This is a genomic window from Candidatus Pristimantibacillus lignocellulolyticus (assembly GCA_023639215.1).
GTDB classification, from domain to species: Bacteria; Bacillota; Bacilli; order Paenibacillales; family Paenibacillaceae; genus Pristimantibacillus; species Pristimantibacillus lignocellulolyticus.
In genome coordinates, this window is record CP097899.1 from 3,034,597 (window position 1) to 3,054,188 (window position 19,592).

The following is a 19,592-nucleotide window of genomic DNA, read 5'->3' on the forward strand; positions in this document are numbered from 1 at the left end:
TGAGCATAGCCCAAAAATGAAGTTTGTTCAAGCGTTGATCATGCTGCTGGACCAAGCCAACCCCAAAGTATATATAGAAGTATTACTGACAGTATAGCATGAATGAGTCGCGATAATAAAAAGGGCATATAGCGAATGGGGGTATGGCTAAGTAAACTAGCAACTTGTGCATGAACAGATAAACCACCCCATGACAGAATGGCAACAGCAATGGCAGCTTGATGCTGCAAAGACAAGCTAATTAGGCTAGATTGTTGAGCGCCGAGCGTGACTTCAAATAATCCAGGGACAATGGCTTCTGCTGCACTGCTTGAAATTCCAAACCATTGAAAGATATGTTGAAGTGTAATAATCAACATATGTAGAATATGACCTTCAGTCAGTAGTCCAAGGACAACTGAAAAAAATACCACTAATCCACCCACGACAATCATGAGTCTAAGCGCAGATTGAATCGCTTGTTGCAAAATGACCGAAAATGGTCTTCCATCCATAAGTCTTGCTTGATGCATGGCTAGTAATGCAGTATATAGTTTAGATTGTCTATAATTGGAAATACTTGAAGTAGAAGCATGCGGTAGCTCCGATTGTTCAAGCTTCTCTGCCTTAATGTCATGAAATCTCATTAATAACCCAATGAGAAAAGCGCCACTATAATGAGACACCGCTAATATAAGTGCAAGCTCGCTATTATGGAAAAATCCAATGGATACAGCACCAATGAGAAAGATAGGGTCAGAAGAAGTTGTGAAAGCGACTAGACGTTCCCCTTCACGACGATTTAATAAACCTTGATCCCATAACTGAGCGGTTATACGCGCACCAACAGGATAGCCAGAAATATAGCCTAACGTAATAACGAATCCACCGATTCCTGGTAAGCGAAATAACGGACGCATAAATGGATCGAGTATTTTTCCGAAAAAGTGAACGAGGCCGAATCCGATCATCAATTCAGAAAATACAAAAAAGGGAAACAAAGCAGGAAATAACACTTCCCACCAAATGGCAACCCCTCGAAGTGCTGAGTCAAGAGTTACATTCGGGAAAATAATCATGAATGCTAATATTATTGTAGCCAAATAGGCTGTAATGGAAAGAGGATGAAGCATCGTTTTGATCATAAATTGTCATCCTAACACATTTTTTTTTGCTGCTACTTGAAGTATATGAAATGAGATGTACAAGCATAACAAAAAAAGAAATATAAATATCTAGCAAACGGTTACATTATTGGAACTATATCGCATACAATGTGATATAATAACAGTAAGAGAATAGTGAAATGATGGAGTGATGATTATGAGTTTTCTTGCAGGAATTCTTGTATGCGCCTTTGTGTATGTAATCAGAGAAGCAATATCCACACCAGCTAATTCGAAGGACTATGACTACAAATAGTGGATTTATATACGTGCCGCCAAATATATTGGGCGGTTTTTTTGTCTAATCTTCACAATGATAATCTATCTAATATGCTATAATGTATGTAATTCAATAATGGAGTTGATGAACATGGCCAATGAAAGTACCTACAATTTAATGGGTGGTTCGGATACCATTCGTAATTTGGTACAAGCATTTTATCTGAAAGTACTAGCCCATCCCGAGCTGAGCCCATTGTTCCCAACTGATATATTACCTGTGATGGAGAGGCAATATATGTTTTTGACTCAATTTTTTGGCGGGCCCTCTCTTTACACTGAAGAGGTTGGTCATCCAATGATGCGAGCAAGACATCTACCATTCGAAATCAATGAGGCTAGAGCTCAAGCTTGGTTACAATGTATGAAGGAAGCACTGACCGAAGTTAATATTTCTGTAGAATTACAGGCACACGTCCTTGAGAGATTATCTGGACCTGCATATCATTTTATTAACTCTTCTGACTAGTTGTTATGCTGATGAGAATTTTTGTTTTGTTGTAAATTACTTAGGGCACAACGAAATAATTTACTAATATGCTTCTGAAGTTTTTTTTCTTGACATGATTGTTACATCTAGAAATAAAGAAAAAGTTTTAGGAGGTAATTAAAGTGGATCCATTATATATTTCAAATACAGAATGCCCATGTTGTGCTACCATTTTCGAAATTACGAGAGTGAGACCGAGTTTCAAAAATCCGAATCGCTCAGACACTGATTTTTGTGGTTATTATAAAAGTGGTGTAAATCCTGATTTTTATGTAGTTCGTATTTGTCCTGCATGCGGATATTCATTTTCAGAAAACGGAGTCAAGCTATTATCTGATGAGGAAAAAGCAATTTACTTTGATCAAATCGGTAAGCATTGGGTTTCAGAATACTTCCATGGAGAGCGTACAATACAGGAGGCATTAATGGCATACAAACGGGCATTAATGATCGCTCAACTTATGAAAGCTGAACATCGCTTAATTGCCGGTTTGTTACATCATATTGCTTGGTTATATCGTTACTTGGAGCAAGAGCAAGATGAACAAAGATTTTTACAGTTTGCACTAGAGCAGTATATTGTTGTGTACGAGAATGAGGAAAATAGCGAGAAAAATGCTAGATTATTATACATTATCGGTGAATTGAATAAACGAACTGGGCAATATAACGAAGCCGTTAAATGGTTTTCACGCGTCGTTAACGATAAGTCAATAATGGATGCTGGTATGATTAGAGCAAGTCGTGAACAATGGAAAGATATCGGAGAAATATTAGCTCAGCAAAGAGCCAGTAACTTATCCTAACAAAAGGCACAGAGTAGGACTATGGGGAATGTCCCCCTTATACGCCTATTCTGTGCTTTTTATACATAGTTGAATGGAATGAAGAACATAATATAATGTGCAATATTAAAGATAATTTCTCACTTTACTATCCGCTAGTATATAATCATCGTCAATATCGATGATTTGTAGTTTGCCGTAGCAACATGGAAATACGAGATGTTTTTTCTTACCTGATTTAATCTCACCTATCTCACGTTGTTTTAGTGGAAGTAGAACTTGATTTGCATCACAAAAAGGGCAATGTTCTACATAGAAATCTTTCATGATACGTTCATAAGGCCAAGTATTTTCAAAAGGGATCATTATTCTGACTCCTTGGAAGCTTGTTGTTGTTCAGTTTTTTGTTCTTCCTGCGCAAGTTGAGCAAGCTTCTGTAAAACAATATGACGTGGTGTATGAACAAGTTGCTCAATTGGAATTCCAAGTTGTTGAGCAAGTTTCATTGCTGTTTCAGGGGATAGCTGTTTGAGCATGGTGCTGCACCTCCAGTTTAGTTATACTTATGTTATACACTTACATCTATATAGATGGCAAATACAAGTTATGGTCAACATAGTAAGTTGTTAATATTTTTGAAGCTACATTACCGAATTTAATGTACATTATTTTCATTATGATGGGGGTAAATGAGATGAAATATGCTGTGAAATGGGAATTGGATTCTATCTATGAAGGTGGTTCTCAATCCGAGCAGTTGAAGCAAGAAATATTGAGTACAGAGAATTTAATTAAGCAATTACATAAAGATCTAGCAAGCGATCAAGTTGATCAACTTGAAAATATAATCACTCAGACTGATATTGTTCAGCAAATATTGTTGAATGTACGTCAGTTAGACTCATTCGTATCATGTCTTATGGCACAGGATATGTTTGACAAGCAAGCAGTTATCTTATTAGACAAAGTGAAAAATTTAAGTGCAGCATTTACATCTGTTCTTACGAAGTTCGATAATAATCTTAGAAACATAAATGATGAGCAATGGGAGAGATATTTATCACATCCAGATCTACAACCCGTCGCTTATAATTTAAATGAGCGCAGGGAATTAGCAAAGCGCCAAATGTCTCCAGAGCTTGAAGCATTAGCTGCTGATCTAGCCATTGATGGCTATCATGGTTGGGGAGACTTCTATAACACTATCGTTTCTCGTACAAATTTCAAGGTGGATGAAGATACGTATTTATCTGCTGGTCAAATGGCCAATCGGTTATCTGAAGGTGATCGTACCATTCGTGCTACTGCTTTCGACGAATGGGAGAAAGTATGGGGAGAGCAAGCTGATCTATGTGTAGACACGATCAATCATCTCGCAGGATTTCGCTTGAAATGGTATAAAAATCGTGATTGGCAATCATTTCTTGATGAGCCTCTGCAGATGAATCGTATGAGTGAAGCTACGTTGCAAGCGATGTGGACTGCCGTAGAGAAGGGAAAGAAACAGCTAATCCCATACTTTGAACGCAAATCAAAACTGCTTTCAGTAGCTAAGCTTGACTGGCATGATGTGGAAGCCCCTTTAGCATCCGCGTCATCAACAATGAGTTTTGATGACGCCGCAACATTCATTATTGAACAGTTCGGAAACTTCAGTCCGAAAATGGCTCAGTTTGCACAATATGCATTCGAGAATCATTGGATTGAAGCGGAAGATCGTCCAGGAAAACGTCCAGGTGGATTCTGTACTTCATTGCCTAAAAGTGGTGAAACGAGAATATTTATGACGTATTCCGGTAGTGCATCTAATGTTTCTACACTTGCACATGAGTTAGGTCATGCATACCATCAGCATGTGATGAACGATATGCCTGCTTTAACACAAGAATATGCGATGAATGTCGCTGAGACAGCCTCTACATTTGCTGAGTTAATTGTGTCTGATCAAGCATTGAAAGCTGCTGAAACAGTAGAGGAGCAGTTAGCGCTAGTTGATGATAAAATCCAACGAGCAATTGCTTTCTATATGAATATTCATGCTCGCTTTATTTTCGAAACGAGATTCTATGAAGAGCGAGCACAAGGTCCTGTACCGACGACAAGAATGAATGAGTTAATGGTTGAGGCTCAAGAAGAAGCTTTTGATGGATTGCTTGGACAATACCACCCACATTTCTGGGTAGCCAAACTTCACTTCTATTTGACAGATGTACCGTTCTATAACTTCCCGTATACATTTGGATATTTGTTTAGCGCGGGAATATACAAGCGTGCATTAGAGCAAGGAGAAGGTTTTGCTCAGCAATATGATGCATTGCTTCAAGATACTGGTCGCTTAACTGTCGAGGAGTTGGCTCAAAAACATTTACAAGTTGATCTAACAAAAACTGATTTTTGGGAAGAGGCAGCAGAGCTTGTAGCTGAAGATGTCGACTTATTCTTGAAGCTTACCGATGTTACAAACTAGACATCCATATGACAATACTGTGGACAAAGTGGTTTGTTCCTGGCATATGTGCTAACGTATAAGTAGAATACATTTTCAAGATGTTGCCAAAAAAATAGTAAATGCTTTCGAAGTATTTTTTTGTTACGAAGAAGATTCTCTAGATGTTACCAAAAAATTTAAGTAAATGCTTTCGAAGTGTTTTTTGTTACGAAGAAGATTCTCTAGATGTTACCAAAAAATTTTAGAAGGGAGTTTTTACTATGGAAAGAACATTTGTTATGATTAAGCCTGATGGAGTTGCGAGAGGTCTAATTGGTCGAATTGTTACAAGATTCGAGGAGAAAGGGTTCGTTATTGCACAAGCTCAGTTGCTATACTTATCTGCGGAACAAGCAGGCGTTCACTATGCGCATTTAAAATCTAAACCATTCTTTGGTGAGTTAGTTGATTATATTACTTCTGGTCCAGTGTTTGCAATGATTTTGGAAGGTCATCAGGCGGTACAGAATGCTAGGACATTGATTGGTTTTACGAATCCAATCGAGGCGCAAGCAGGAACGATTCGTGGTGATTATGCACTGATCGTAGATAGTAATGTTATTCATGGTTCTGACTCTGTTGAAAATGCTGAAATAGAAATCAAACGATTTTTTAGATAAATTAGATACAGTGTAGTTGTTACTCAAATTAGAAAAACTCAAGATTTAGAATGTACTATACGTAAAAATTAATACTGCACCGCATAGTAAATGTCCTCCAGACGTTACTACGCGGTGTTTTTTGTTTATTAGAATGTATTGTTATTAAAATCAAATATATGAATAGTTAATACTATTATGTATACCAAATTTATACTATAATCTCATTTAGAGGGGGATGAATCATGATAATTTCATCAAAGAGAAATATTGTAATCTTATTAGTAGTGAGTTTGTTTATGGCATTAATAACTTATTCCGGTGGAGAGACTGCAGCGGCTGAAACACATCATTGGAAGCATTACGTAGAGGCTCAGAAACTCATGGGAAAAGGAAAATATAAAGAAGCAATCGTTCATCTAGTAGCTGCGAATAAGCAATCTAAGCAAGCAGGATATTTACGTCTTTTGGCAGAGGCTTATGAAAAAGATGGACAATTTCAAAATGCTGCTAATACATATTATGAAGAGGCAGAAATTCATCGAGTGTTAGGTGAAAAATCTGGTGATATGAATACTTATTTCGCAGTATTAGCGATGGCGGATGCCCTTAATACGGAAATAGAAATCTATATTCAAGATAATATTCCGATTCAGTCAAGTACTAAACTAGCGAAGTTTGAGCCGGAAAATGGGATGTACATTGGAGCGTTTATCGAGAAAGATAGTGGTGTTGAAGATAAAAAAGGATTGAAGTTCAAAGCATTTAATGAGCTATCTGGCAAACAGCATGCTGTATACTTTAATTATCATCGCTATGGTGCAGACTTCCCTCATATTTGGGCTAGTCAAGTTAAAGCGGAAGGTGGAGCAATTCATCTAGCGCTGCAGCCTGAATCAGGGTTAGCAAATGTCAAAGATGACGAATCCTTACGTAAATTCGCACGTGATGCTCAAGCGGCAGGAGTGCCAGTGTTTCTGCGATTTGCTTCTGAGATGAATGGAAGCTGGGTAACATGGAGTGGTAATCCGAAGCTCTATATTGAGAAATTCCGCCTAGTATCCAAAGTGATGAAAGAGGAAGCTCCTAATGTTGCAATGGTATGGTCGCCTGCTGCCAATCCAAAACGTAATATTAATGACTATTATCCCGGCGATGATTACGTTGATTGGATCGGTCTAAGTATTTATAGTGTGAAATACTTCAACGGTAATGTAAGTACGCCTGCTGACCAAGTTAATCCTCTGGATTCGTTAGATTACGTATATCAAGAGTACTCTGATCGTAAACCCATTATGATTAGTGAATATGGTGCAACTCATTTTAGTAAAGCGGGTAACACGACAACAACGAATTTTGCTATAACAAAAATGAATATGTTATATCATGGTGCAAAGCTGAAATATCCTCGCCTTAAAGGGATTAACTGGTTCAGTCTTAACACACTAACAGATTCGCATAGTGCAGACCGTAGTTTGAATAATTTCAGTTTAACAGAAAATAGTTCTGTACTAAGTGCATATAAGCAAATGATTAAAGACCCATATTATTTGAACTCTGTTGTAGGTATAGATAATACTGCTTCAAAAACTCCTTTGAAACAAAGCGTAACAGCTATCGAGGATCAAGCGATTAGAGGTTCTGTCACAGGAATTGCTTGGGTTAAAACGTACGATCCATATATCGGTAAAGTCGTATTTGCGATAGATGGCAAACAGGTTGCACAGCGTAATCAATATCCGTATAGCTTCCCGCTTGATACGGCTACATTAACAAAAGGTAGTCATAAGTTGCAAGTCACAGTATATGACTCCAAAGGCCGTGAAGCTTCTAAGAAAACAGTGAATTTTAAAGTTGGAAATGCTGTTGGAGATATCTCAGAAGGTCAAGTGAAAATGTACTTGAATGAGAAGTATGTTCATACAAACAAAGGTAAAACAGAACTACCAGTAGCACCGTTTGTACGAGATAATCGTACGTTAGTACCGCTTCGCTTTATTAGCGGGGTACTTGGAGCAGATGTAGCTTGGAATGGTAAAGCGAAGTCAATCACGATCAAAGGTGCATCAACGATTGTTTTAACTGAAGGTAGTAAAAAGGGACTTGTGAATGGTAAAGAAGTTAAGCTGGATGTAGCTCCGATTAACATTCAAGGAACTACATTTGTGCCACTTCGCTTTGTGAACGAGAATCTTGGTGGAAATATAAACTTTGATAGTAAAGAAGGTAGTATTCTAGTATCTGCAAAAGCAAAATAATAATGATATTGACAGTTATTGGAATGTTGTGCTATATTGTGCTTAACTATTAGCGGAAGCACCGCATATGGAGAGTCCTTGGACACTCTATATGCGGTGCTTTTCGTTTTAAAGGTAGTTCAAAAAGATCACTTGTGATCACGATGAGGAGCTAAGAAGTTTAGTCGACAGCGAAAATGCCATTCATCGTTCGCTCTGTTTCTCACGTACCAATTACGTACGTTGCGATACTCGCTTCTCTAGCTTCATGTCTTTTTCTTGGTGCTGACAAGTGATCTTTTTGAACTTAGATTGAAAGAGGTAGTTCAAAAAGATCACTTGTGATCACGATGAGGAGCTAAGAAGATTAGTCGACAGCGAAAATGCCATTCATCGTTCGCTCTGTTTCTCACGTACCAATTACGTACGTTGCGATACTCGCTTCTCTAGCTTCATGTCTTTTTCTTGGTGCTGACAAGTGATCTTTTTGAACTTAGATTGAAAGAGGTAGTTCAAAAAGATCACTTGTGATCACGGTGCGAAGCTACGAAGGTTAGTCGACAGCGAAAATGCCATTCAAAAGGGAGGGATTTTAATGACGATCACAGTTGCTTGTATTTCAGATGATATTGAATATGCAACAAGAATGGTTGGCTATATGAAAAGTAGTCCAATCTATCATAGCTGGCGGTTACAGTTATTCACCTCATTAGCAAAATTTCAACCACGTGAAGCTTACGGACAGCTTGATCTTATCCTCGTAGATGAAGTGATGTACGATCAATTTACATTACAGTTTCCACAATTAACTTTATCTCAAGACGAAAGACTAGTAGTAGAAGGCTCACATACTCAACCTATTATCGTGCAGCTTGTATCTCAACCAGCCCAAACTCGAGAGCATCATAAATTAGTGAAGTATCAACCGCTATCAACGCTACTTCATATGCTATATACGATCATTGAAGGGCAGCGACATGTGGCATCGAGACCAGTAATTAAGCGAACATCTGAGACAATTGTTGTTGGAGTTGGGTCTAGTATTGCTCAGTGTGGAAAAACTATATTCGCTTTACATCTTGCTCATGCATTAGCATCACGTAATGAGCGGGTATTCTATTTCAATCTTGAGCTATGGAACACTTCAGAGAGCTGGATGTCAGCAGAAGACCCATCAACTCCATCATTTTCCTATTCCGATCTGCTGTATGCCGTCAAAACTGATGCGGAAGAAGCTCAAAACTGGTTTGCTAAACATCGCCAGTTTGATCAACGACTACAATGCGATCGTCTGAAGCCATTTATTCATATTGAAGATCGACAACAATTAAGTAAAGAGGATGCACAATTAATGCTTAATATCATTCGAACGAGTGGTCACTACGACTATATTGTGCTTGATTTATCAGCTAATTATGATGAGTGGAATTTAACAATATTATCGGAATGTGATCTTCATTACATGATGATGATGGCAAGCGAAGAGTGGATAATGAAGCATCAAATGTCAATCCAATATGCTCGTATGAAATGGAAGGATCTAACGAATAAAATTGAAAGTAACGCAATCGTTATTTTGAATGAAAGCAGACAAATGAGATCACTTGATAAGACAGAATTACAAGTGCATTTCAAACTTCCTCATATTGAACAATGGGATGAGCAGTATGCATCATTGCTAAGTTCCTCGATCTATCGTGCTACAGTGGAACATTGTGCTCATAAGTTTCTTAACAAAGGATCGTATGCTTCATGATTGATGATAAGGTCATCTATCATATTCGCAATGAGTTAAGAGATAGTTATGCATTCTCACAAGCATTATCAGATCAAGAGTTACACAAATTAATTGAAGATGAGGTACTAAAGTATAGTAAGCAACAGATAATGTCTACTACTGATAAATTATTATTAGTTAAAGCAGTGTTTCATTCTTTTAGAGGGTTAGATATTTTACAGCCTTTACTAGATGATAATAGCATTACCGAAATAATGATCAATAGTGAGCATCAGATATTTGTAGAACGTCATGGTAATGTCGAACCTGCAGCTATTCAATTTGAAAATCGCGAGAGACTAGAAGATATTATTCAACAAATTGTATCTTCAGTTAATCGAGTGGTGAATGAAGCATCGCCAATTGTAGATGCAAGATTAGCTAATGGTTCACGTGTAAACATTGTACTTCCGCCTATTGCGTTACGTGGTCCTTGTGTAACGATTCGGAAATTTCCAGAGCAACCGTTAACAATGGATACACTAATGCGAATGGGAGCATTAAGTGAAGAGGCAGTGAATTGGTTAAGCTTTCTTGTGAAAGCGAAATATAATATTTTTATTGGTGGTGGTACTGGCTCAGGCAAAACAACATTTCTTAATGCGTTGACACAATTTATCCCTTCAGATGAACGCATTATTACGATAGAGGATGCTGCTGAGCTTCAAATTACGAGTATACCAAATCTCGTCTCATTGGAGACGAGAAATGTGAATACAGAAGGAAAAGGAGAAATCGCCATTCGTGATCTAATTAAAGCATCATTGCGAATGCGACCAAATCGAATAATTGTAGGCGAGGTTAGAGGTAAAGAAGCCCTTGATATGTTACAGGCGATGAACACCGGCCATGAAGGATCTATGTCTACTGGTCATGCGAATAACGTTAAGGACATGCTTTCACGCCTTGAGACAATGGTACTGAGTGCGCATGATCTTCCACTTACAGTCGTTAGAAGTCAAATATGTTCAGCAATAGATATTATGATTCACCTAACGAGATTTCATGATCGGAGCCGCGGTGTGCTTGAGATTAGTCAAATTATCGGAATGCAAGAGGGTGAAATAGTTATTGAGAAGCTATTTCAACATGATATATCAGGGCACATTCAGTCAGAACGATTAATACGTAGCACTAATCGTTTACATCGCGTAGATAAGCTACTACTAGCGGGCTACCGTGAAGAGGAGTTAATGTATGGAAGTAGTTCGTAAGCAGTCACATTTACAACACTATGATCAGTATGAACTTAGTAGAAATGAAGTGATTACATGCATTATGATATGGTGTGCTCTTATTGGCTTTGTTACATTTAGTTTCTATCAATCTCTCATACTAAGTATTCTACTTATGCCATGTTCGATCTATATGCTGAAATTTGAAAGAATTCGACTTATTACGAAACGTAAAGTTCGTATGAAACTTCAATTCAAGGATTTACTACTTTCCCTCCTCTCCTCACTTGCAGCTGGCCGTTCACTTGAAAATTGTTTTCAAGTTGCCCAAGAAGACATGTCGCTCCTATACCCGAATGTACAAGATGAACTGATGCTTGAACTTAGCATTATTAATCATAAGCTGAGTAATGGCGAAATATTAGAAAAGTGTTTAATAGATTTGGCAGAGAGGGTCAATATTCCGGAATTTTCGCAATTCGTAGAATCATTACAAACATGCAAACGATCAGGTGGTGATCTACTCACTGTTATGCGTAGAACTGCAAATATGCTTAGTGATCAAATAGAGATCGATAATGAAATAAGTGTAATTATTGCTCAAAAGAAAATGGAAGCAAGAATGATGATGGCAGCTCCGTTTATCTTTTTGCAGTTTTTAAATGCAACAGCTCAAGATTATATGCAATCCCTATATAGTGGGCTTGGCTATGCACTAATGACAGTTGTATTATGTTTGTTGATTTTGTGCTTCTGGTTCATGAACAAACTAACTCAAATTAAGTTGTAGGTGATGTTCGTGCTAATGGTTGTTACTGTTGTATATACTCTTCTGTGGTCATATCTACTTGTAAAATCTAACAAAACTAAGAGTAAGAAGCATAGTAAAAAACAGAAAAAGAAGAACAGTTCTTTGAATGACCATAAGCTTATTCTAGGTCCCGGTTCTTCATGTTATGATCTATTACAACTTGAGCGAAGGTCATCACAATTACTTCATCATCTGCACACTCATTTATTGCAACTTAACAGACAACAATGGGGGTTTGAACAAACGGTACAAGCATTTACGATAGTAATCGGACAAGCTTTATTGGTACTTTTGATTAGTTTATGGGTTGCTTTATTAAGTGAAGAACAAGCGGTGATTACAGTAGGTGTTCTTATAGCGATCATCGTTATTGTCAAATTGTTTCAAGATAGCAAGAAAAAAGTGCAGCAGAGAAAGCAAGCGATTTTGTTAGAACTGCCGATCATGCTGACAAGACTAACATTGCTAGTTGGTGCTGGAGAAACGGTACAACAAGCATTTATGAAGTCAATCGTAGGCAAAGAGGGTAGCAAAAATCCCTTGCATATTGAATGGAACAATACCGTTCATGAAATTCGTAATGGTGCATCATTTTTACAGAGTATTGAAAAGTTGAATCGTAATTGTGCTGTCCAGCAAATAGCGGTTTTTACAACAATTCTATTATTGAATTATCGGAGAGGGGGTGAGCAATTCGTTACAGCAGTGCAGGATATATCTTTGTCTCTATGGGAAACTAGAAAAAACATGGCAAGGGTAAGGGGAGAGGAGGCATCTGCCAAGCTCATATTCCCACTAGTTGGTGTACTGCTATTAGTGATGATATTGATCATCACACCGGCAATCTTATTTATGCAATTTTTATAATGCTAACTATGACACTTTCATTTACAGGTAGTTTTGTATGAAGACTAATTAATCTGAAGGAGGAGTTAAGATGAATGTGGGTAGTTTTACAAGAAATATGAAACCTCGTATTCAATCATTTTGGCGCAATGAGGATGGCATCGGTACACTGGAAGTTCTACTTATTATAGCTGTCATCGTCGTCATTTTCCTTTTATTCAAAGACTTTATTATGAGCTATGTCAGCAAGCTAATTTCGAATTCAGGTTCAAAAATGGACGAAGCATTGAAGTGACGCTATGAGATATTTTATTAGGGATGAACGCGGAAACATGAGTCTAGAAGCAACATTAGTGTTACCTATCATTATGTCGGTTATTGTCATTATGTTGGTTGCTGCTATATATGTGTTCCAAGTTGTTTTTTTACAATATGTTTCATTGTCGACTGTGGAGCGTGCAGCATTTATATGGGATGATGCAGATCGCCAAATAATTACTGGTCAAGTGAGAAGTGAAGAGCAATATGGTCTATATGAGAATGAGATCATGTTGCAATTGATTCGTAAGATCATTCCGCTTGATAATTCTCAGCTCACTACAAGTCTGGATATAACCTCAGATACGAATTCAGTGTCACAAGAAAATAATAGCCCTCCGTTAAATACTCTAGTTTCAGATAAATTAACTTTAGCCAAGCAACATATCGAGCAAATGAATCTTAATGTGAATGGTCAAGTAACCTATTCACACCCCGCTGTACTCCCACGAATCGAAGTCAAGATCACGCAACAGCTTTCCCCGCTTATATGGCAAAACCAACAAGTTTTTGCCTCCCCAGCTTACACAACATACCGCAGTCTCGTTAATCCAATCAGTTTCATAAGAAGTGTTGATCTTGTTATGTATTACACAGAGAAATTGAAGAAGAAGACTAGTTCTGAACAATCTGAGTGGAAGCAAAAAGGAGGGGAGGCTATTAAAGCTTTCTCTTCTTAGATAAGGATGATCATATGAGAAAAAATCAGTTATTGTTTCGCAAAGATGGTTCAGTTACGATTTTTTGTACGCTAATGATGACAGTATTAATACTGTTTTTTATGGTTTTATTAGACTATGCACGTATTCTACTGTTTCATAGGACGACAGAATCGGCAGCTATGCTGTCGATTCAATCCGTGCTTTCAGCATACGATGAGAAAATATATGAGCAGTATGGTTTATTTGGTAGAGGTGGTACAGACAATAACGATTTATTTAAGGAAATAGTTCAGGCTAATCATGGAAAATTGATGAGTCCATTTTCGTTAAAGCAAACATTTGATCTGGCTCCTTTAACGGTAGGTGAGATGGGTGTAACGACTGATCATTATCTTGGTGAATATGATGTTTTTAGAAGGCAAGTGTTAGAAGAAATGAAATATAAAGCTCCGATTGAATTTACTTTGGAATTGATGGATAAGTGGCTTACTCTATCAGATTCCGTTATGCAGGCTGAAAGTATGATGGATACGATGAATCGTCTTGAAGATTTATTTCTTGAAAGAGAAAAGAAACTTGAAAAAGCATTGGAATTGCAAAAATCATTAGGCGAACAATTGCCTAAGAGCAGTTACTATTTTTATGCCACTTCGAAATTAAGTGAAGTGGTGAGTGGCTATAGTAGTTATCACAGTTGGATTAATTATCAAGCGAATATTATGGTGCAATTACAAAACGAATCGTTAACTAAGAAGCAAAGAAAAAAACTTGAGGATGAAAGTAAAAAATATAATGAACAGATTAGTTCATACTTGAATTCATACAATCAGATGTCGAATTATTTGCAATTGTATTCAATTGAGTTGCAATCGACTAATGACCAAATTACCACTGAAATTGTTTCTAATATTGCAACAGCAAGTACACTTAATAATACAATCGAAATACAGTATGAACTATATATGAACTCAGGGCAAGAAGGGACATCTTCAACAGATAGTAATGATTTAGCCCAGCAACTTAGCTCGCTAACATTTGATGATGAAGGATTAATACGGCCAAATAAATTCTTTCAAGATTATAAAAAAGAAATTCAAACACAACAACAATTACTGAGTGACTATATTAATTACAATAATTCGCTTCTCAGTGAGCTTTCATCGGCTATTAATTCTCCGAATGTCTCCTTAGATGCTTCAGATAAACAATCCTATTTGAATCAGCTTATGACAAAAAGCACTTCTCTAAAACAACAGTATGAGACAGCGTACTATTCGCCTGCCTCAATATTATCGTTTTGGCAGAAGGAGGTTACTTCCACAATGTTCGTTAAAGATCAACTTAAGCAGAATGAAAAAGAATACACAGAGCAGTTATCGGGGCTTGCGAGTATAACGGAGTTATTGGGGAATAAGGAAAAGCTTGATCAATATAAAGAGCAATATAAAGAACTAGAGGAACGTTTCGACTTCAATTATCGGATTAATCAGGAGCAGGAATCAGAGCAAGAAAGTGAAAGCAAAGATAATGAAGATAATGGAAGAAAACAAGCTCAAGCAGCTACATTACAATTAAAATCAATGCTTCAATCAATGGGTGATATGGTGATAAATGCTAGAGATCATGTCTATTTGAATGAATACATCATGAATCGGTATACACATTTTCCTATGGGACAATCCTCTAATGAATCCAATAGTATTGACGCAGAATTACTAGATTATAGTAAGCAGGAAGTAGAGTACATAATATATGGTATACATGTGCCGCTTGAAAATGTACTTCTAGCATATGGTGAAATATTTGCATTTCGATTTGCGATTAGAACTATTGAAGGACTTATTGCTAATGGAGCATTAGCCAATCCCTTACTAGTATTTTCTGCTGCTGTTGTTCACGGTGTCCGAGCGACAATGGTGGACATGCAACAACTGTTAACTAAAGGATCAACAGAATTATCAAAATATGTTCCTATTCAAATTGATTATGCACAATATTTACGTTTGTTCTTAATAATGCATGCTGGAGGAAGGGACAAGAGACTTTCAAGAATGATTGCTGTCATTGAGCAAAAGTTATCTATTACATTATTATCGGTGCCGACTGCAATAACAGGCCAAGTAACAACGACAATGAGTCTTTGGTCTTTACCTGGCATAGCAGAAATGATAGGAGCTGTTACTCCACTCGGCAATAGAATACGGGGGAATATCTATGAGAAGACAGATATTGTCACGGTATCTTACTAAAATGAAACAAAAAAAAGCTCAACTCGCTTTAAAAACAACGAATGAAATGGGTTCAATTACGATAGAAGCAGCTCTAGTGATGCCGATATTTATCCTCTTTCTTTTCGTATTCTATCTTCTACTAATGACCATATCCGCTCAGATGGCTTTGCAAGCGACGGCTGCTTCATCGGTACAACAAATATCTGCACATATGCATCCTATAGCATTAATGGTGAATGAAGTGAAAGATCGAACAGGATCAAATACAACCATTCAATATGATAATGCCGATGAAGGCTGGAAGAAATCGGTTTATGATATCAGTGAAGTATTGCCTTCTCCTATGGATTCATTAGTTCAAGAAGGATTGAAAGGAAATTGGTGGCCTGCTGCTAATCTTGCTGGAACAATACTGGGAAAAGATATATTGGATACGATGATCCAAAGTCAGGTGACCTCACCTGTACTTCAAAAGGAGAAGGTAGAACTTGCCTACCTCCAATTACCGGATCTTATCAATTATACCGACCTTAATGTGACACTTGCACTTGCATATGAGTTGCCAATTAAAGTTCCCCTACTGAATGAAGTCATTACAATAAGGGAGCAAGCTGTACAACGGGTATGGATTCCTGATGTTAGACCTTCTTACTATGAAATTAATGAGGAAGAAGATGCCTATATCTATGTCTTATCACTTACCCCAAACCCAGTAAAACCAGGACATAAGGCAACACTAAAAGTCATGACGCTACCTAACACAAAAATAAGCTTGGAAGTCATTTATAAGAGTGGAAGTAGTGTTGCTAAGCATCTAGGAACAGTGACTTCTAATGATAAAGGAGAAGCAGAGTGGACTTGGCATGTCTCTGGAAATACGACGGTAGGCACATGGAATATGAATATAAAACTTCCTGAGAAATCATATTCAGTTGAACATATATTTAACGTTGCTAAGAGCAAATAGACAGTTGAAGGAGGAACTGAGTTGGAGAACTATTGGCTAGCAATACTAATTGTCATCATTTCATTTTATTATGATGTGACATCATTAAAAATACCGAATTGGATATGCTTAAGTTCTCTTATATGTGGTTACATCTACTGTATATATCAAGAGGGTTGGGCCGGGGTATGGTTGGCAACGATTGCTTTAATTGTCGGATTTGTTCCTATGTGGCTAATTTATCTTTTTAAAGGAATTGGAGCGGGAGATGTAAAGCTGTTCGCATCATTAGCAACGCTTATCGGTATAGGTTCTATTGTAGAGTTAATGGTTATTTCTTTCTTAATTGGTGGTATCATTTCTGTTCTATTCATCGGTTATCGAACACTATTAAAGATTAAACATAGAGTTCGATATTACTATAGTAAGTATACTGTTGAGGCAAACAGTAATCCAACTCTAATAGCATTAGGTATTAAGAAGGTGCATCATTTCCCATTTATGCTAGCTGTTACACCAGCTATGATCGTAGTCTATTTGCTAAGATAATGCATTCGAAGCTATTTTACATAAAAAATGTTGTTAAAAGTATTGTATATCCTTTCGAAGCAACTTATTGTCATAAGGAAGTAACTCAAGTAGCTACAAAAAGTTTTAGGAGGTTAACGATGAAACATTTGAAAATAGATTACACAATGAATAATGGTCACCAAATGACTATCGAACGAACTGTGCCATTCACTTCTCGCGATATGAATTCTTTAGAGATAAATATGCTAAGTGCCAATGCAGTTCATACTTTTCTCCCATTTGATTGGAATGAAATTGATAATGAAATTGTGTTTGTATATCAAATTCAACATTTTAAGTTGCTAACTCATTTTTACCAACCAAATAGTATTAAGATGATTGATTATTATAGTTTGTTGCTTTCTTTACTTGATGCTCTCGTCACCTGTTACGACTATATGTTACGGCCTCAATGTTGTCTTCTTGAGGAAAAACTAATTTACTTTGATCCTACAAATAATAGTATTCGATTAGTATATCTACCAGTACAAGAGCAATATCATAAAGAAGATCATCAATTATTATTGTTAGCCGTTAGATGGTCACAACTGGTGGACAGTTTGCATCATGAAGGGTATCAACAAATATTACAACTCATAGGTAGTCAACATTTTCCAATTATTCCGTTGCGTCAACTATTATTAGATCTTATTCACCAATTATCATCCAATCCACAAGAAGAACAACAACGCCCATACACAGAGAAAGTAAAGCCTGACTCAGTCTTGTATTATGTTCAAAATGAGTCTGAACCATCCTCTGCACAAGCAGCTATTGGATTTGTAAGGTCTGAACTTGATGAAGATCAGGATTATGATGATTGGGAAGATGAAGCGGAGCGAAAACCACTAGGCTGGAAGCATTACGTAATGATCTTGCTTATTGTTGCAATTGTTGGGTTGTCTTGGAAAAAGCTTTATTTCGAAGAAACTACGACAACAAATTTACTATTTAGTGCAGGAATCACGCTTATTATGTTGACTGGAATTATTATTATTCTTAAACAACATTGGAAAGTATTGAACTATAAAAAGAGTAGTAACCAACAAGACCATATTGCTTTTGATACTAATGCTAATCCCAAGCCATCCATTCAATCCTCTCAATCATCCTCAGTAGAACAACAAGTTAAGTCAAACTTAGACATAAATCCATCTAATAATATTGGACAAGCAAGAGTTGCACCACCACAGGCAACCGTTAAGCTTGACTTACAGCAGTCAACGACATTTATAGGGTCTAAAGGTAGTAATGGCAACCCCTCATTACTTAGGAAGCTATATGATGATGAGCAGCGAATTATTGTTAATGATAATCGATTTCTAATTGGGCGTGCTGAAGAAGGGGTTCATTATCAAGATGCGGCAGCAGGTGTATCTCGCGTTCACCTTGAAGTTGAAGTAGATAATGGAACGATACATATTAAAGATGTAGGATCACGCAACGGAAGTTATTTGAATGGGCAATTGATGATTGCTTACAAGGCCTATCCATTATATGAAGGGGATATTATTCAGTTAGTTAATCATGAAGGGCCAAAATATCAACTTGCAGTGTAGTCGCGTGGTTTAGTCCATGTCATGTTAGCATTATAAAGGGAAGAACTTAAAAGGAGCATTAACAATCATTATATTGATTGTTAATGCTCCTTTAGTAAGTTACGACTATTCTAATTTAATGCTTTTCAACCAATTCTGTGTAACTCCCAATTCCTTAGATGTCTTTTCAACATATTCGAAGGTAACAGGCTTATCACTTGGGAATTCATCAATAATGTATTGAAGATCCTCATCAACTTGAAGAGAGATATAAGTATTATCCATCTCAATTTCGATTGTATGGTTATCTGCAGCACCGATATATATGCCTTTAGCGCTAATAACATCACTTTCGGTAATTTTATCAGGAGCAGTTTGTCCATTATTTGATCCGGAGTTATTATCATTTGGCTTTTCGGTATCATTATCTCCGTTAGAATTACCTTCGCCAGAGATAGAACCAGGATCTAATTCTCCTGTTCCTTCAGGTAGGTTTGTTGATGGAACAGAACCTACATCTGTTTGTTCCTCTTGTGTGTTATTCTGTGGAAGCGTATTGTTATTTTGATCGCTGCAAGCAGTAAGCATAATAGCTAATAGAATAGCACTAGTCGTCGTGGCTGTTTTCTTTGCTTTGTTTTTCCATTTCATAATCTGAAGCCACCTCCTAAATGGTTATACGCAATAATACTGCA

The 19,592-nt window shown here is 37.1% G+C and carries 19 protein-coding genes; 15 read left to right on the plus strand and 4 right to left on the minus strand.

The features are described from left to right. Positions 1 to 38 precede the first annotated feature (38 nt). Positions 39 to 1,124: a sporulation integral membrane protein YlbJ gene (ylbJ, locus tag NAG76_12790; GenBank protein ID URN92727.1), complete on the minus strand. Its 1,086-nt coding sequence runs from the start codon at positions 1,122 to 1,124 to the stop codon at positions 39 to 41. Positions 1,125 to 1,515: 391 nt separating this feature from the next. Here ylbJ and NAG76_12795 point away from each other — a divergent pair, with 391 nt between their 5' ends. Together NAG76_12795 and NAG76_12800 are read left to right on the plus strand one after the other, a co-directional pair. Next, complete coding sequence (locus NAG76_12795; GenBank protein URN92728.1) at positions 1,516 to 1,893, plus strand: globin; 378 nt, start codon at positions 1,516 to 1,518, stop codon at positions 1,891 to 1,893. Between the two features lie 143 nt (positions 1,894 to 2,036). Further along, positions 2,037 to 2,720 (plus strand): DUF2225 domain-containing protein, encoded by a 684-nt coding sequence (locus NAG76_12800; GenBank protein URN92729.1) that lies wholly within the window; start codon positions 2,037 to 2,039, stop codon positions 2,718 to 2,720. A gap of 105 nt (positions 2,721 to 2,825) precedes the next feature. On the opposite strand, the gene NAG76_12805 is transcribed toward NAG76_12800, so the two are convergent. Further along, a complete protein-coding gene (locus NAG76_12805; protein ID URN92730.1) occupies positions 2,826 to 3,065 on the minus strand; it encodes a hypothetical protein in 240 nt (79 codons plus the stop codon). Continuing rightward, complete coding sequence (locus tag NAG76_12810) at positions 3,065 to 3,235, minus strand: YycC family protein (protein URN92731.1); 171 nt, start codon at positions 3,233 to 3,235, stop codon at positions 3,065 to 3,067. The genes NAG76_12805 and NAG76_12810 overlap by 1 nt, the downstream gene beginning before the upstream one ends. Before the next feature lie 158 nt (positions 3,236 to 3,393). Here NAG76_12810 and NAG76_12815 point away from each other — a divergent pair, with 158 nt between their 5' ends. From NAG76_12815 to NAG76_12875, 13 genes are all read left to right on the plus strand, one after another. Next, positions 3,394 to 5,166, plus strand: coding sequence for a M3 family oligoendopeptidase (locus NAG76_12815; GenBank protein ID URN92732.1), 1,773 nt, complete (start codon positions 3,394 to 3,396; stop codon positions 5,164 to 5,166). A gap of 242 nt (positions 5,167 to 5,408) precedes the next feature. Beyond that, positions 5,409 to 5,807 (plus strand): nucleoside-diphosphate kinase, encoded by a 399-nt coding sequence (gene ndk / locus NAG76_12820; protein ID URN92733.1) that lies wholly within the window; start codon positions 5,409 to 5,411, stop codon positions 5,805 to 5,807. A gap of 224 nt (positions 5,808 to 6,031) precedes the next feature. Further along, positions 6,032 to 8,044: a stalk domain-containing protein gene (locus NAG76_12825; GenBank protein ID URN92734.1), complete on the plus strand. Its 2,013-nt coding sequence runs from the start codon at positions 6,032 to 6,034 to the stop codon at positions 8,042 to 8,044. Between the two features lie 574 nt (positions 8,045 to 8,618). Next, a complete protein-coding gene (locus tag NAG76_12830) occupies positions 8,619 to 9,779 on the plus strand; it encodes a hypothetical protein (GenBank protein ID URN92735.1) in 1,161 nt (386 codons plus the stop codon). Further along, positions 9,776 to 11,014, plus strand: coding sequence for a CpaF family protein (locus NAG76_12835; GenBank protein URN92736.1), 1,239 nt, complete (start codon positions 9,776 to 9,778; stop codon positions 11,012 to 11,014). Before NAG76_12830 ends, NAG76_12835 begins: the two co-directional genes overlap by 4 nt. Beyond that, positions 10,998 to 11,765 carry a type II secretion system F family protein gene (locus NAG76_12840; GenBank protein URN92737.1) on the plus strand — a complete coding sequence of 256 codons (768 nt, stop codon included), beginning with the start codon at positions 10,998 to 11,000 and terminating at the stop codon, positions 11,763 to 11,765. The genes NAG76_12835 and NAG76_12840 overlap by 17 nt, the downstream gene beginning before the upstream one ends. Before the next feature lie 15 nt (positions 11,766 to 11,780). After that, positions 11,781 to 12,653, plus strand: a complete 873-nt coding sequence (locus tag NAG76_12845; GenBank protein ID URN96830.1) for a type II secretion system F family protein — start codon at positions 11,781 to 11,783, stop codon at positions 12,651 to 12,653. 70 nt (positions 12,654 to 12,723) lie between these two features. Continuing rightward, the gene (locus NAG76_12850; protein URN92738.1) at positions 12,724 to 12,927 is read left to right on the plus strand and encodes a multidrug transporter; all 204 of its coding nucleotides are present in this window, start codon (positions 12,724 to 12,726) and stop codon (positions 12,925 to 12,927) included. A gap of 37 nt (positions 12,928 to 12,964) precedes the next feature. Next, the gene (locus NAG76_12855) at positions 12,965 to 13,630 is read left to right on the plus strand and encodes a hypothetical protein (GenBank protein ID URN92739.1); all 666 of its coding nucleotides are present in this window, start codon (positions 12,965 to 12,967) and stop codon (positions 13,628 to 13,630) included. Positions 13,631 to 13,644: 14 nt separating this feature from the next. Continuing rightward, a complete protein-coding gene (locus tag NAG76_12860) occupies positions 13,645 to 15,861 on the plus strand; it encodes a hypothetical protein (protein ID URN92740.1) in 2,217 nt (738 codons plus the stop codon). Further along, on the plus strand, positions 15,827 to 16,810 hold the full coding sequence (locus NAG76_12865; protein URN92741.1) for a hypothetical protein: 984 nt from the start codon (positions 15,827 to 15,829) through the stop codon (positions 16,808 to 16,810). Before NAG76_12860 ends, NAG76_12865 begins: the two co-directional genes overlap by 35 nt. A gap of 21 nt (positions 16,811 to 16,831) precedes the next feature. Next, the gene (locus NAG76_12870) at positions 16,832 to 17,338 is read left to right on the plus strand and encodes an A24 family peptidase (GenBank protein URN92742.1); all 507 of its coding nucleotides are present in this window, start codon (positions 16,832 to 16,834) and stop codon (positions 17,336 to 17,338) included. 119 nt (positions 17,339 to 17,457) lie between these two features. Further along, positions 17,458 to 18,918: an FHA domain-containing protein gene (locus NAG76_12875; protein URN92743.1), complete on the plus strand. Its 1,461-nt coding sequence runs from the start codon at positions 17,458 to 17,460 to the stop codon at positions 18,916 to 18,918. 105 nt (positions 18,919 to 19,023) lie between these two features. Here NAG76_12875 and NAG76_12880 read toward each other — a convergent pair whose 3' ends face one another. Further along, positions 19,024 to 19,548, minus strand: a complete 525-nt coding sequence (locus tag NAG76_12880) for a hypothetical protein (protein ID URN92744.1) — start codon at positions 19,546 to 19,548, stop codon at positions 19,024 to 19,026. Positions 19,549 to 19,592 lie beyond the last annotated feature (44 nt).